Here is a 13,865-nt window from a genome sequence, read left to right on the forward strand (position 1 = left end):
ACTGAGCCTTTTGCTCCAAGATCAGCTCTCCCCAATGGCCGCAACGGCCTGCCGATATAACTCCGCCGTCTGCTCGTCGAAGCAGCAGAAAGTAACCGTATCCGGCAGCGCATTTTGCCTCAGGAAGGCGCTTACGGCACCAACAGCGATCTCCGTCGCCTGGTCTTTCGGATAGCCATAGATGCCGGTCGAGATCGCCGGGAAAGCGATGGTTCGACAATCATGGCCGAGCGCGATTTCGAGCGAGCGCCGGTAGCAGGAGGCGAGCAGCTCGGCTTCGCCCTGGCCGCCGCCTCGCCAGACCGGACCGACCGTGTGGATGACATAGCGCGCCGGCAGCCGATAGCCCTTGGTCAGCTTGGCGTCGCCGGTCTTGCAGCCGTGAAGCGTGCGGCACTCGGCAAGCAGCTCCGGCCCGGCCGCGCGATGGATGGCGCCGTCGACGCCGCCGCCGCCCAGCAGCGAGGAATTGGCGGCATTGACGATCGCGTCGACCGCGAGCATGGTTATGTCGCCGGTGTGGATACGGATCCTGTCGCCGAGAGCGCTCATCGTCACATCCTGAACACGCCGAATTTCGTCGCCTCTGTCTCCGCATTGAGCGCTGCCGAGAGGCTCAGCGCCAGCACGTCGCGGGTCTTGGCCGGATCGATGATACCGTCGTCCCAGAGCCTGGCCGAGGAATAGAGCGGATGACCCTCATGCTCGTATTTCATCAGGATCGGCTTCCTGAACTTCGCCTCCTCCTCGGCGCTCCATTCACCGCCCTTGCGCTCGATGCCCTCGCGCTTGACCATGGCAAGCACCGTCGCCGCCTGCTCGCCACCCATCACCGAGATGCGCGCGTTCGGCCACATCCATAGGAAGCGAGGCGAATAGGCGCGGCCGCACATGCCGTAATTGCCGGCGCCGAACGAGCCGCCGATGATCACCGTGAGCTTCGGCACCTTTGCGGTGGCGACCGCCATCACCAGCTTGGCGCCGTCCTTGGCGATGCCGCCGGCCTCGTATTTTCGCCCGACCATGAAGCCGGTGATGTTCTGCAGGAAGACCAACGGAATGCCGCGCTGGCAGCAAAGCTCGATGAAATGCGCCCCCTTCAGCGCGCTTTCGGAAAACAGCACGCCGTTGTTGCCGATGATGCCGACCAGCATGCCGTGCAGATGGGCAAAACCAGTAACCAACGTGGTGCCATAGTTTTGCTTGAACTCGTCGAACTCCGAGCCGTCAACGAGTCGGGCAATCACCTCGCGCACGTCATAAGGCTGGCGCAGGTCCGTCGGCACGATGCCGTAAAGTTCGCTCGGGTCATGACGCGGCGGCACCGGTTTCTGCAGATTGAGCTTTAGAGCCTTGTTCCGATTCAGGTTCTTGACGATGCGCCGGCAAATGGCCAAGGCGTGTTCATCGTCCATCGCATAGTGGTCGGCCACCCCGGAGAGCCTGGTGTGGACATCGGCGCCGCCGAGCTCCTCGGCGCTGACATCTTCTCCGGTGGCGGCCTTCACCAGCGGCGGGCCGCCGAGAAAAATGGTCGCCTGGTTGCGCACCATGATCGTCTCGTCCGACATCGCCGGCACATAGGCGCCGCCCGCCGTGCAGGAACCCATGACGCAGGCGATCTGCGGGATGCCGGCGGCCGACATGTTGGCTTGGTTGTAGAAGATGCGGCCGAAATGCTCGCGGTCGGGAAACACCTCGTCCTGGTTGGGCAGGTTGGCGCCGCCGCTGTCGACCAGATAGACGCAAGGCAGGTTGTTCTGCAGCGCGATCTCCTGCGCCCTGAGATGCTTCTTCACCGTCAGCGGATAATAGGTGCCGCCCTTCACAGTGGCGTCGTTGACGACGACCATGACTTCGGTGCCCTCGACGCGGCCGACGCCGGTGATGATGCCGGCCGAGGAAATGTCCTCGCCATACATCGACCATGCCGCGAACTGCCCGACCTCGAGGAAGGGCGAGCCGGTGTCGAGCAGTTGCGCCAGCCGCTCGCGCGGCAACAGCTTGCCGCGTGAGACGTGGCGTTCGCGGGCTTCGTCCGAGCCGCCGCGCTCGACGCTTGCCGCCTTCTCGGCGATGTCGGCGACCAGTGCGCGCATGCGCTCCGCATTGGCGCGAAACGTGTCGGAGGAGGGGGAAATTTGAGTTTGCAGTGTGGCCACGTTAAACCCCCTCCGCCATGATCTCGCGACCGATTAGCCAGCGGCGGATCTCGCTGGTGCCGGCGCCGATCTCGTAGAGCTTGGCGTCGCGCAGCAGCCGGCCCGTCGGATAGTCGTTAATGTAGCCGTTGCCGCCGAGCAGCTGGATAGCGTCGAGCGCCATCTGCGTCGCTTTCTCGGCGGCGAACAGCACGCAGCCGGCGGCGTCCTTGCGCGAGGTCTCGCCGCGGTCGCAGGCGGCCGCCACCGCGTACACGTAGGCCCGCGCGGCGTTCATCGTCGAGTACATGTCGGCAAGCTTGCCCTGCACCAGCTGGAACGTGCCGATCGGCTGGCCGAACTGCTTGCGCTCATGCACGTAAGGCACAGCGACGTCGAGGCAGGCCGCCATCAGCCCGATCGGGCCCCCGGACAGCACCGCGCGCTCGTAGTCGAGCCCCGACATCAGCACCTCGACGCCGCGCCCTTCCTCATGCAGCACGTTCTCGAACGGCACCTCGACATCCTCGAACACGAGCTCGCCGGTGTTGGAACCGCGCATGCCGAGCTTGTCGAGTTTTTGCGCCACCGAAAAGCCGGCCATCGTCTTCTCGACGATGAAAGCCGTGATGCCGCGCGCATGGCGTTCCGGATCGGTCTTGGCATAGACCACCATCGTCCCGGCGTCAGGACCGTTGGTGATCCACATTTTCGAGCCGTTGAGCACGTAGCGGTCGTTGCGCTTTTCGGCGCGCAACCGGAGCGACACCACGTCCGAGCCGGCGCCTGGTTCCGACATCGCCAGCGCGCCCACAGTTTCGCCCGAGCAAAGGGCAGGCAGGTACTTCTCTTTCTGCGCCGGGGTGGCCCAGCGGTTGATCTGGTTGACGCAGAGGTTCGAGTGCGCGCCGTAGGAGAGGCCGACCGAGGCGGACGCGCGCGAAATCTCCTCCATCGCGACGACATGCGCGAGATAGCCCATGCCGCTGCCGCCGAAGTCCGGATCGGCGGTGATGCCGAGCAGGCCGAGCGCGCCGAGCTCGCCCCAAAGATGCGCGGGAAATTCGTTGCAACGGTCGATCTCGGCCGCGATCGGCGCGATCCTGTCCTGGGCGAAGCGCCTCACCGTGTCGCGCAGCGCCTCGATGTCGGGATCCAGTCCGAAGTTCAGCGTATTCGTGTACATGCCGTTCCTCCCTGCGCGGGTCTTCGCGGAGATCGCGCCGTATCAGAGTGCCACGGCGTCCCTGGCGCGCGCCGAGGGACGCGCGGTGCCATGGCTGATTGTCGCGCCGACCAGGCGCATTGTCATCGAAAGATATGATGCCGTGACTTCGGCGATCGACAGCCGCTCGCCCGGCCGGAACCAGACGATGACGCCGGTCATCATCTGGATCAGCGCCATGGCAGTGAGCCCGGTGTCGTCGACCTGAAAGACACCAACCTCGGCGCCGTCGCGCAGGATCGTGCGCAGTTCCTTCTCATAGGCCGTGCGCATTTTGAGGATCTGCGTCAGCCTTTCATGCGAAAGGCTGCGCAATTCCATGTTGGAGACATGGGTGGCGTGACGCCGCCCGATGTGGAAAGCGATGTGGTTTTCGACATAGGCGGTGAGCCGGTCCACCGGATCGACGCTCGCCGGTCGCGCCGCTTCCCAAGCCTCGAGCAGGCCTTCCATATGCTCTCGCATCAAGGTGAAAAGCAGATCTTCCTTGGTCGGGAAGTAGCGATAGAGCGCTGCCGCCTGCACGCCGACCTCGGCCGCCAGCTGCCGCATCGACATCGCCTCGTAGCCGAGACGCGCGATCAGGCTGACCGCCGCCTCGCGAACGGCCGCTTCGGTTTTCTCCCCGTCGGAACCTGTGGTGCGTGCCATATTTGCCTCTGGCAGCAATAATAAAACGAACGTTCAATTAATTCAAGCCTTTCCCTTCGAGGGTACGGCTGTCCAAAGCCATATGCGATTGCCCTTCCCTTCAGGGGAAGCTACCTGGCCTACTCGATGATTCTGAAATCGACGGGCGCCGCTTCGGCCGCCTCCTCGACCTCGACATTCGAGACGAGCGCGCCCCGCGGCCCTTGCCACAGGCGTTCGATCATCGCCGTGACAGCACCATCGTCGCCGGCGATCAGCGCGCTGACCGAGCCGTCACGCTCGTTGCGCACCCAACCCGTCAGCCCGAGACGTATTGCTTCTGCGCGCGCCCAGACGCGGTAACTCACACCTTGAACCGTACCGGAAACGCGCGCCCGAACGATTCTATGTTCGCCTTGCATTGCCTGTGCTCCGCGTTGCGCTTGGCGGAATCTGGCACAGCAAAGGGCAAAGGCAACAGGGGTTTGGGCTAGGGTGTGTTGAGATTCAGGTCAGGCCAAGCCGAAAATGGTGGCTTTCGAGAACCGGAGCGGAGCGGACTCGGGTCCGTGAGCACCGGAAGCGCAGAAAACCAGCATTTGCAGGCTGGCATCACCTGAATATCAACACATCCTAGTTCCCTCGCGCCGACGCCAAGGCGCCCGGCAATTCCTCGGCGAAGATGTCGAGCTCATGGTCGAGGCCGACGCTGACCCGGATGCAGCGGTCGAGCACTGGCGCCATCGGCTTGCGGATGAACACGTCGCGCGACAAAAGGTTCTGCATCACCTTCAGCGCGAAGGCGCCATCGCGGCCGCAGTCGATGGTGACGAAATTGGTCGCAGACGGCAACGGCTTCAGGCCGTTCTGCCTGGCAATGGCTGAAATACGCTCACGGCCTGCCGCCACCCGCGTCACGACCGAGCGCAGGTAATGCTGGTCGACAAGCGCCTCGAGGCCGGCGACCTGCGCCATGCGGCTGACGCCATAATGGTTGCGGATCTTCTCGAAGTCGCGGATCACCTCCGCCTCCGCCACCGCGTAGCCGCAGCGTATGCCGGCCAGGCCGTAAGCCTTGGAGAAAGTGCGCATGCGAATGACGTTCGGCCGTGCGACATCGATCGCCGGCAGCGCCGAGGCCGGTCCCAGCTCGCCATAGGCCTCGTCGAGCACCAGCATGGTGGTTTCCGGCAGCGCTTCGATGAAGCGCACGACATCCGGCGCCTCCCACCAGCTTCCCATCGGATTGTCGGGGTTCGAAAGATAGACCAGCGGCGCCTTTTCGCTCGCGACCTTGGCGAGAAGACCATCCAGGTCCTCCTTGTCATTGGCATAGGGGACCGTGACCAAGCGGCCGCCGACCCCGGCGATATGAAAATTGAAGGTCGGGTAGGCGCCAAGCGAGGTGACCACCGCATCGCCGGGGCCGACATACATGCGCGCCACCACGCCGAGCAGGCCGTCGATGCCTTCGCCCACGACCACGTTTTCGATCGCCACGCCGTGATGCGCGGCGGCCGCCACCTTCAGCTCGTAATTGTCGGGGTCGCAATACATCCACTGGTCGCGGGCAACGCTCTCCATGCGGGCTATGACGCGCGGCGAAGGCCCGAAGCTGCTTTCATTGGCGCCGATGCGGGCCCGGAACGGCCGCCCCCGCTCGCGCTCCTGCGCCTCCGGGCCAACGAACGGCACCGTTGTGGGAAGCGCGCCGATGATTGGCGTGAGGGAAGGGCGACGAAGCATGGCACAGGCTCGCGTGGAAATGGCGTTCTTGCTAGCGTGAGCGGGGGAAGGGTGCAAGTTGGATGGCAAGCTGAAATTGACTGGCTTGACCGGCAGCCGGCGTCAGCTCTTGCGAGGTTTGCCGCTTGCATGGGGCTGGTGGACGCAGCGGCAGGCGCTGCTGTTGGCCTCGAGTTCGATGCGGACGACGTCTCGCTGGATTCTGCCTGCCGCTTTTGCTAGCGAGGCAGGATGAGCAACCGATTGCCGCCCGCTTGGGCAAAGCATCTCAAGACGCAACCCTCGGCTAAAGCGCTGCCGCCGAACGCTGCGCTGCCGAAAGCCAAGACGCAGGCCGGTCCATCGCGAGCGCATGCGGACGATATGCTGTTGCGGCGGGCGCTAGAGCTGCAAAAAGCCGAGCAATTGCCGGAGGCCGAGGAACTCTGTCTCAAGGTTCTGGCAAGAACGCCAAACCATCCGCTGGCATTCTATATCCTGGGAACTCTCGGACTCGGATACGATAACGAGAAGGCCTTGCGGTATTTCGCGCGGGCGGTCGCAGAGGAGCCACGAAATCCCTACTACCACCTTAGCCTTGGCGAAACCTATCTGAAGCTCAGCGAATTTACGCCGGCAATCAGGCACATTCAGCAGGCCTTGGCGTTGAAGCCTGACCTTGTGGAAGCTCTTTGCGCCTTGGGCGATGCCTACAACTCATTTGACAAGGGAGAAATGGCGCTGCCGCTGTTTGAGAAGGCACTCAAGATCGACCGGGATCATCCTCTGGCCCGGTTGGGGTTGCCCCGCGCGCTCGCAAGCCTCGGCCGTATGGACGAAGCCGCGGTTCATTTGAAAGAGGCGATAGAGCGGCGGATCGCGGTACCGGCTGCCTACAGTGCATTGGTGCAGACGCGTAAATTCACGGAAGAGCCGCCGGAGCTCGCGGCAATTCTAGCGGAGCTTCGAGACCCGGCCCATGGAGCGGAAGGAGCGGCGGCACTCCATCACGCTGCAGGGAAGCTGCTTAACGACCTCCGTCGCTACAGGGAGGCGATGGATCACTTCAAGAAGGGAAATCAAGCCGGGGGCCATAAATTCGATCTGGAAAACTACCGTCGCTGGGTCGATGTCATGATCGAAACCTTCACACCGGAGCTGGTGGCTTCAATGGCCGCTCATGGCAATCCCTCGGAGGTGCCTGTATTCGTTGTCGGCATGCCTCGCTCGGGTACGACGCTGACCGAGCAGATCTGTGCCAGCCATCCTGGTGTTCACGGTGCCGGCGAGCTCAGCAAGCTCAGCAGAATGGCCAATGGGATCGGTCTCAAAGGCAACTCCGACACAGACCTCGGCAAATCGATCGCGACGATTACCCCCGAACTGACCGAGACGCTAGCAGCAGAGCATCTTGCCTATCTGCGCGAGCGGGCTCCCGATTCGCTTCGAATCGTCGACAAGATGCCCCACAATTTCGAACTGATCGGGCTGATCGGCATCCTCTTTCCGAACGCGCGCATCATTCATTGCCGGCGCGATGCCATCGACAATTGCGTCTCATGCTTTGTCCTGCAGTTCAATGAAGCGCACAACTACAGCGCTGATCTTCGGACATTAGGACTTTACTACAGAGAGTATGACCGCCTGATGCGGCATTGGAACAAGGTTTTTCCGGGTCGCATATTCGAGAACCGTTACGAGACTTTGATTGAAAACCAAGAGGCGCAGTCGCGACGCCTCATCGATTATCTCGGGCTGCCTTGGGACGATGCCTGCCTGCGCTTTTTTGACAAGGATCGCTCGGTAAATACTTACAGCCTTTGGCAGGTTCGCCAGCCGATTTATAAGTCATCCGTCAAGCGATGGAAGAACTACGAGAGCGAGATCCAGCCGCTGATCGACGCGTTGGGAGATCTAGCTGAGGTTTGATCAGTAGCAATTCGCGTCGAGCCATAGCACTCCATCCGCTGATTGCTCGGGCCTAAGCCTCCTAATAGCGTGTGCAATTCCGGCGATCGCGCCGAATGCAGCGCTTTGTGCAAACGGTGCCGGGGTGCTGGAAGGGAGAAAGAAAAACCCGGCGGTTGCCCGCCGGGTTATCGATTTCGATCAGGCAATGCCTGTTAGAACGAACGCTGGAAGCGGAGCAGGCCGCCGACGCTGTTCTTCTTGTCCGCACCGGTGAAGTTGACGGTCGAGGTGGGATCGGCGTTCCACTGGTCAAACTTGCCAAAGTGATCGTAGTCGACTTCGGCGGTGACCGTGAAGCCGGGAACGATGTCGTAGGCGACGTTCGCCGCCACGCCGTAGTTCTTGTCCTCGTCACCCGACACCTGGAGGTTGAACGAGGTCTTCTCGTTGAACTTGTAGGTGCCGCCGGCCCAGAATGCCCAGTTGCCGCCCCAGATCTTGTAGAAGCCGCGACCGCGGGCGTCGATGACATTGGTCGGGTCGCTCAGATTGTTGTCGCTGCCGTAGCCGAACATGCCGAACAGCGACAGTTCATTGGTGACGTTGACGTCCAAGCGGACCTTGCCGGCGACTTCCTCGTAGTTGCTGTCGTAGGCCACGACGCCGGTGATGGCGCCCCAGCCCTGCGTCCACTTCACACCGCCGACGACATGCGGAACATAGCTGTCAATGGTCCCGACAGTGCCTTCCCCTTCTTCGAGCGAGACCACGGCCGAGAAGCCGTTGCCGGCGTCGAAGTAATACTGGACGACGTTGGTGTCGAAGTCGCCATAGGGGACCAGCGTATCCTGGATGACATTGCCGGCATAGCCGATGAACGTGTCGAAGGCCGATTCGTCCTTACCGACGCGCAGACCACCGAGCTGGATCCAGGCGAAGTTCAGCGTGACGCCTTTGTTGCCCGCAGGATTGTCGGTGAAGCCGGTGATGGCGCCACCACCGGTGCGTGAAACGGAGGCGCCGCGATTGTTGTTGCCGAAGTTGAAGCGGGTCTCGGTGTAGGTCTTCAACGTGCCGAGCTCGGTCTCCTGGCCCGTCCACGTCTTCAGCGTGAAGCGGGTGTTCTTGTACCAGGTGCTGTGGATGTCGCCGTCCTGGTGGTCGACGTTCTTCGCTCCGTCGAACGAGCCGACGTCTCCGAGGCCGATGTCGTAACGGACATAGCCGCCGATGCGCAGGCAGGTCTCGGTGCCGGGGATATAGAAGTAGCCCGAGCCGTACACGTCGCAGATCTTGACGTATTCAGCCGGTTCCGGCTCGGCGACGGTCACCGCGTCGGCGGCGCGGGCGCCCGAAACTGCGATCAGGGCCGCAGCTGAGCCGAGAAGAAGGCTCTTGATGTTCATTTTCTGACCTCCAGTCAGAATCGAACGGAAGAGTCGACTTCATTCGACCGCCATCAACGCCAGTGCTTTGTTATTGCTACTTTTTTGCTCTGGTGAATTCTACCAAAGGCGTTTGCTGGCGAACGCGTGGCCGGATCCGGATTTGAGATAGCGCTCGAATGAAGCCGCCTTCGCCTGGCTCGAAAAGGCCAAGTAGGTCACGATTCGCCACGGGAGAAACTTGGAAGTGTGACTGGACTTCCCAGCATTGTGCTCGGCCATCCGTCGCTTCAGGTCGGATGTCACGCCGATATAGCGCTCGCCTTCCGAAGCCTCGCTTTCCAGAAGATACACGTACCACAGAGCTCGGCCCCTTTCGCTGCGGCTTCGGAGGACATCCTGCTTCGCGCCTGGGGTACTGCCAATCCTATATTTGCGCGGGATTCGTTGGATGGTGCGTAGCGCGTAGCGCATGCCGAACGAACCGGCCCTCCTACGCCAAGGCTTCGGAGGGCATCCTCTCCGCCATCCTGCTTCGCGCGAACTGTTGGGGCTTGTCCTGCGAAGCGCGTAGCGCGAAGCAGGATGGCGGAGAGGATGGGATTCGAACCCACGAGAAGCTTTTGACCTCTACTCCCTTAGCAGGGGAGCGCCTTCGACCACTCGGCCACCTCTCCGTCGCGCCGCTGGATAAAGAAAAGCGCCGGCACAATCAACAAGCCGGCGCCATAATCGCCGAAAATTCGGCATGGTGCAGCTCGGCGGGCGGAGCCATGCGGCGATTCCATGGCGATTCCCTGCCCGGCGACTCGGGACTGGCACCGCAATTTCGGCCGTCCATCGCCGGATTCGACCGGCTGCAAGGCCTTATTGGTTAATGAGAACTTTCGGAGTGAGGCCAAATCGTGTCATTTGTGCAACAACGTCCGGGGATAGAGTCCGGATAGGGCTTTCGCCGATACGATCGTGGTTGAACCCCGCCGCCGCCTGGGTAAAGGTCACGTTCGAAGGAGCGGCGCGGTGCGCATCTTTTTCGGTAAGTGGGGATGGGGCAGGGAACGCTGTCCTTCAGCAAAAAATACCCAGACCCGTTTTTTAACTTTTGACTGGAGGTCAGAAAATGAACATCAAGAGCCTTCTTCTCGGCTCAGCTGCGGCCCTGATCGCAGTTTCGGGCGCCCGCGCCGCCGACGCGGTGACCGTCGCCGAGCCGGAACCGGCTGAATACGTCAAGATCTGCGACGTGTACGGCTCGGGCTACTTCTACATCCCCGGCACCGAAACCTGCCTGCGCATCGGCGGCTATGTCCGTTACGACATCGGCATCGGCGACGTCGGCTCGTTCGACGGCGCGAAGGCGTTCGATCATGAGGATGGCGACCAGCAGGACACGTTCTACAAGCAGGCCCGCTTCACGCTGAAGACCTGGACGGGCCAGGAGACCGAGCTCGGCACGTTGAAGACCTACACCGAGACCCGCTTCAACTTCGGCAATCACAACGACTACGGCTACCGCACCAATGGGGACACCAATTTCGCCCACAATAAGGGCGTTTCGCTGAACTTCGCCTGGATCCAGCTCGGTGGTCTCCGCGTCGGTAAGGACGAATCGGCCTTCAACACGTTCATCGGCTATGCCGGCAACGTCATCCAGGATACGCTCGTTCCCTACGGCGATTTCGACACCAACGTCGTCCAGTACTACTTCGACGCCGGCAACGGCTTCTCGGCGGTGGTCTCGCTGGAAGAAGGCCAGGGCCTCGTCGGCACCATCGACAGCTATGTTCCGCACGTCGTCGGCGGCGTGAAGTGGACGCAGGGCTGGGGCGCCATCACCGGCGTCGTGGCCTACGACAGCAACTACGAGGAAGTGGCCGGCAAGGTTCGCTTGGACGTGAACGCCACCGACGCGCTCTCGCTGTTCATCATGGCTGGCTACGGCACCGATGACAACCTCAGCGACGCGACCTGGGCAATCCCGGCCGGTGGCCGCGGCTTCTACAAGCAGTGGGGCGGCAACTGGGCAGTCTGGGGCGGCGGCACCTACAAGTTCAACGAGAAGACCTCGTTCAACCTTCAGGCGTCGTATGACGAGTGGAAGAATCTCGGTATCGCCGCGAACGTCGCTTACGACATCGTGCCCGGCCTGACGATTACGGCCGAAGTCGACTACTTGCACGCTGGCAGGTTCGACGATTTCGGCACCGGTACCGACAGACTCAACTGGACCAACGCTGACAAGAAGAACAGCGTCGGCGGCATGCTTCGCTTCCAGCGCTCCTTCTAAGGGCTGGACTGCTACAAGGGAAATCCGGCCCGAGCGTACGCTCGGGCCGTTTTGTTTTCGCGATAGGCCAAACGAAAGGATGGGGGTGAAAACGGTAAGCTGATCGGGTCTGTGGAGCGACTTTGTGGGATCCGCCACTGGCGGATGTGGTCGGCCGCGAGATTCGAAAACTCTTGAAAGGACATCTCCGAACGGTTAGGGCTGAAAGCTTAACCACAGGGGGTGTGGCTAAAAATGTCGAACGAAGCGATTCAAGAGGGGGAGCCCTCTGGTCAATTTGCGGTATTTTCTTCTCAGAATTCGAAGTTTAGGTACACCTACAACAAGATCCGGGAAGTAAAATCGTACAGGATCGGGGAACTCTTTGCAGCATACCGGGATATACTCTGGGATGATGGGCGGCATAAATACAATGTCAGCTCGTTCATCGGTGAAATAGACGAGATCCTTCTCGGAGAACGTTTCAGCACCTTCGACCAGAACACCTTGGACAATCTTATCGGTACCTTGCGCCAGCGCGGGAACAGCAACGCAACCATCAATCGCAAGATGGCTGCACTCAGCAAGCTGCTGCGCAAGGCTCATAAGATGGGAGATATCCACAGCCTGCCCGAGTTTCGCCGCCAGAAGGAGCGTGCGGGACGGATTCGTTTCCTCGAGAGGGACGAAGAAGCGAGGCTGTTCGCGGCGATCAGAAGCCGCAGCGAGGACGCCTACAGGCTCTCCGTCTTTCTGGTCGATACCGGCTGCCGCCTCGGCGAGGCGCTCGGCCTGATCTGGAACGACATTCAGGAGCACCGCGTTTCCTTCTGGATCACCAAATCGGGCCGCAGCCGCACCATTCCGATGACCGAGCGGGTCAAGGAGGTGATCAAGCTGCCGCCAAACACGGAAGGGCGCCGGCCGAAAGGTCCCTTCACCAAACTGACGCAGGCGCAGTACCGCGCCATCTGGAACGAAGCGAAAGCGGAAGTCGGTCTTGGCGCCGATGAACAGGTGGTGCCGCATATCCTGCGCCACACCTGCGCCTCCCGCCTCGTTCAGGGCGGCATCGATATAAGGCGCGTGCAGATGTGGCTCGGCCACCAGACGCTGTCGATGACCATGCGTTACGCGCATCTCGCCACCAACGACCTCGATGGCTGCGTCGTCGTTCTGGAGAAGCCGCGTACCGACGAGGCCCCGCGCCCGGCGGAGAGCTCGGTTTTTGCGTCTCCGTTGACCGCGCCGTCACCCGTCAAGACGGCTCGGAAGCAGAGCGGATCGGAACCGGCGAAGGCGCGCCGCAAGAGCTCGAAGGGCAAATAGGCGAGCGGCGCGCGTCGGCGAATCTATATTTTATCGACAAGCCCGAGATTGAGTTAGTCTCGGGCTTTACTTTATTTTGATTTGCGCTCTGCCCGATCAAGGAAATCCGCAATCTCCCGCGGCAGAGTGCCGGTTTCCAGAAAGGGCGCGTGTCCCTGACCTTCGACGGTGATCGTTTCCATGCCGGGATGCCGCCTTCCCATCTCCTCGACGGTCGCAGCGGATAATAGTTTTGAATTGCCGCCGCGAATGGCAAGCAGCGGCACGGTGGCTAAAGCGTCGAACTGCGGCCACAGATCCGGCAACGGCTTGCTGAAATCGACGCCGGCCAGTGTCCCGACCAGCGCCGGATCGAAATCCGGCAGCCAGCCGGCCTCCGTCTCGCGGCAGATTGCCCGGACCATCCGCAGCCAGTCGGCGTCGGTGAGCGCCGGGAAATCGGCGCCATGCACGCTGCGCTGAGCATCCACCGCCTCGGCGAATGTCTTCGGTCTCGGCGCCGGGTCGAGATAGGAGCGGATATGAGCCAGGCCCGCTGCCTCGATTACCGGGCCGATGTCGTTGAGCACGATGGCTTTCAGCACGGCGGGCTTCAATGCGCCGAGCACATGGATGATCAGGCCGCCCCGCGACGTGCCGACGAAGGCGGCCTGCTCGATGCCGAGCGCCGACAATCCGGCAAGGACATCGCCGGCTTCGACGCCGACATTATAGTGGCCGATATCCGGGTCGTGGTCGGATTGTCCGCGCCCGCGATAGTCAAAGGCGAGGACTTTTCGCGGCCTTTCCGCCTTGCTTGAGAGGTGGAGTGCCAGTTCGTGGAAATCGCGGGCGTTACGGGTGAGTCCGGGCAGGCAGACGACCGGCCAGCTGCCGGCATTCGCTTCGCCATAAATCTGGGCGTGGAGTTTCAGGCCGTCTGGCGCGGCGTAGAAGAAGTCGGAGAAACCTTCGCCGCTCGCCATCGCAATGCCGCTCCTCGCTAGGGGTGATCGACAGCTACAGGCGAGGGCAGGGATCGTCAAATGGGAGTTCTTCCTTCTCCCCTTGTGGGGGAAGGTGGCCTCGCGAAGCGAGGTCGGATGAGGGGTGTTCCAGGGAACACCGACGCCTCACTCCGCTGGAACACCCCTCATCCGTCTCGGCGCGACGCGCCGATCCACCTTCTCCCACAAGAAGGGCTTTGCACAGAATCGGATCGGTGATTCCATGCGGATATCCGGCGAGGAGGGATTCGCGATGGTCGATCGAGT

At 61.8% G+C, this 13,865-nt stretch carries 12 protein-coding genes and 1 tRNA gene; 3 read left to right on the top strand and 10 right to left on the bottom strand.

Annotated elements, in window-relative coordinates; all coding sequences use genetic code 11:
* Nucleotides 1–21 precede the first annotated feature (21 nt).
* From LB526_RS17555 to LB526_RS17580, 6 genes are all read right to left on the bottom strand, one after another.
* The gene (locus LB526_RS17555) at nucleotides 22–552 is read right to left on the bottom strand and encodes an O-acetyl-ADP-ribose deacetylase (RefSeq protein ID WP_224529809.1); all 531 of its coding nucleotides are present in this window, start codon (nucleotides 550–552) and stop codon (nucleotides 22–24) included.
* Between the two features lie 2 nt (nucleotides 553–554).
* Complete coding sequence (locus LB526_RS17560) at nucleotides 555–2,162, bottom strand: carboxyl transferase domain-containing protein (RefSeq protein ID WP_224529807.1); 1,608 nt, start codon at nucleotides 2,160–2,162, stop codon at nucleotides 555–557.
* 1 nt (nucleotide 2,163) lies between these two features.
* Entirely contained in the window at nucleotides 2,164–3,327 is a 1,164-nt protein-coding gene (locus tag LB526_RS17565; RefSeq protein ID WP_224529804.1) for an isovaleryl-CoA dehydrogenase, read from the bottom strand.
* Nucleotides 3,328–3,369: 42 nt separating this feature from the next.
* Nucleotides 3,370–4,017 carry a TetR/AcrR family transcriptional regulator gene (locus LB526_RS17570; protein WP_224529803.1) on the bottom strand — a complete coding sequence of 216 codons (648 nt, stop codon included), beginning with the start codon at nucleotides 4,015–4,017 and terminating at the stop codon, nucleotides 3,370–3,372.
* Nucleotides 4,018–4,136: 119 nt separating this feature from the next.
* Nucleotides 4,137–4,418, bottom strand: a complete 282-nt coding sequence (locus LB526_RS17575) for an acylphosphatase (protein ID WP_224529801.1) — start codon at nucleotides 4,416–4,418, stop codon at nucleotides 4,137–4,139.
* 211 nt (nucleotides 4,419–4,629) lie between these two features.
* Nucleotides 4,630–5,742: a pyridoxal phosphate-dependent aminotransferase gene (locus LB526_RS17580; protein WP_224628852.1), complete on the bottom strand. Its 1,113-nt coding sequence runs from the start codon at nucleotides 5,740–5,742 to the stop codon at nucleotides 4,630–4,632.
* 231 nt (nucleotides 5,743–5,973) lie between these two features.
* On the opposite strand from LB526_RS17580, the gene LB526_RS17585 reads away from it, so the two are divergent.
* Nucleotides 5,974–7,650, top strand: a complete 1,677-nt coding sequence (locus LB526_RS17585; RefSeq protein WP_224529790.1) for a tetratricopeptide repeat-containing sulfotransferase family protein — start codon at nucleotides 5,974–5,976, stop codon at nucleotides 7,648–7,650.
* A 194-nt stretch (nucleotides 7,651–7,844) separates the two neighbouring features.
* On the opposite strand, the gene LB526_RS17590 is transcribed toward LB526_RS17585, so the two are convergent.
* From LB526_RS17590 to LB526_RS17600, 3 genes are all read right to left on the bottom strand, one after another.
* Nucleotides 7,845–9,038: a porin gene (locus LB526_RS17590; protein WP_224529788.1), complete on the bottom strand. Its 1,194-nt coding sequence runs from the start codon at nucleotides 9,036–9,038 to the stop codon at nucleotides 7,845–7,847.
* A gap of 99 nt (nucleotides 9,039–9,137) precedes the next feature.
* Nucleotides 9,138–9,380, bottom strand: coding sequence for a GIY-YIG nuclease family protein (locus LB526_RS17595; protein WP_224530027.1), 243 nt, complete (start codon nucleotides 9,378–9,380; stop codon nucleotides 9,138–9,140).
* Nucleotides 9,381–9,603: 223 nt separating this feature from the next.
* A tRNA-Ser gene (locus LB526_RS17600) sits at nucleotides 9,604–9,694 on the bottom strand.
* Nucleotides 9,695–10,137: 443 nt separating this feature from the next.
* On the opposite strand from LB526_RS17600, the gene LB526_RS17605 reads away from it, so the two are divergent.
* Together LB526_RS17605 and LB526_RS17610 are read left to right on the top strand one after the other, a co-directional pair.
* Nucleotides 10,138–11,304 carry a porin gene (locus LB526_RS17605; RefSeq protein WP_224529786.1) on the top strand — a complete coding sequence of 389 codons (1,167 nt, stop codon included), beginning with the start codon at nucleotides 10,138–10,140 and terminating at the stop codon, nucleotides 11,302–11,304.
* A 234-nt stretch (nucleotides 11,305–11,538) separates the two neighbouring features.
* Entirely contained in the window at nucleotides 11,539–12,612 is a 1,074-nt protein-coding gene (locus LB526_RS17610; RefSeq protein WP_224529784.1) for a tyrosine-type recombinase/integrase, read from the top strand.
* Between the two features lie 71 nt (nucleotides 12,613–12,683).
* Here the strand turns inward: LB526_RS17610 and LB526_RS17615 are convergent, their stop codons facing one another.
* Entirely contained in the window at nucleotides 12,684–13,577 is an 894-nt protein-coding gene (locus LB526_RS17615; protein ID WP_224529781.1) for an alpha/beta fold hydrolase, read from the bottom strand.
* Between the last annotated feature and the right edge of the window lie 288 nt (nucleotides 13,578–13,865).

It is taken from the genome of Mesorhizobium sp. CA6 (assembly GCF_020165035.1).
GTDB lineage: Bacteria > Pseudomonadota > Alphaproteobacteria > Rhizobiales > Rhizobiaceae > Mesorhizobium.

Bases quoted from the DNA above. Each gene is read 5' to 3' on its own strand.
- LB526_RS17565 (WP_224529804.1), bottom strand. From the start codon at position 3,327: ATGTACACGAATACGCTGAACTTCGGACTGGATCCCGACATCGAGGCG.
- LB526_RS17575 (WP_224529801.1), bottom strand. From the start codon at position 4,418: ATGCAAGGCGAACATAGAATCGTTCGGGCGCGCGTTTCCGGTACGGTT.
- LB526_RS17615 (WP_224529781.1), bottom strand. From the start codon at position 13,577: ATGGCGAGCGGCGAAGGTTTCTCCGACTTCTTCTACGCCGCGCCAGAC.
- LB526_RS17555 (WP_224529809.1), bottom strand. From the start codon at position 552: ATGAGCGCTCTCGGCGACAGGATCCGTATCCACACCGGCGACATAACC.
- LB526_RS17585 (WP_224529790.1), top strand. From the start codon at position 5,974: ATGAGCAACCGATTGCCGCCCGCTTGGGCAAAGCATCTCAAGACGCAA.
- LB526_RS17610 (WP_224529784.1), top strand. From the start codon at position 11,539: ATGTCGAACGAAGCGATTCAAGAGGGGGAGCCCTCTGGTCAATTTGCG.
- LB526_RS17580 (WP_224628852.1), bottom strand. From the start codon at position 5,742: ATGCTTCGTCGCCCTTCCCTCACGCCAATCATCGGCGCGCTTCCCACA.
- LB526_RS17605 (WP_224529786.1), top strand. From the start codon at position 10,138: ATGAACATCAAGAGCCTTCTTCTCGGCTCAGCTGCGGCCCTGATCGCA.
- LB526_RS17590 (WP_224529788.1), bottom strand. From the start codon at position 9,038: ATGAACATCAAGAGCCTTCTTCTCGGCTCAGCTGCGGCCCTGATCGCA.
- LB526_RS17570 (WP_224529803.1), bottom strand. From the start codon at position 4,017: ATGGCACGCACCACAGGTTCCGACGGGGAGAAAACCGAAGCGGCCGTT.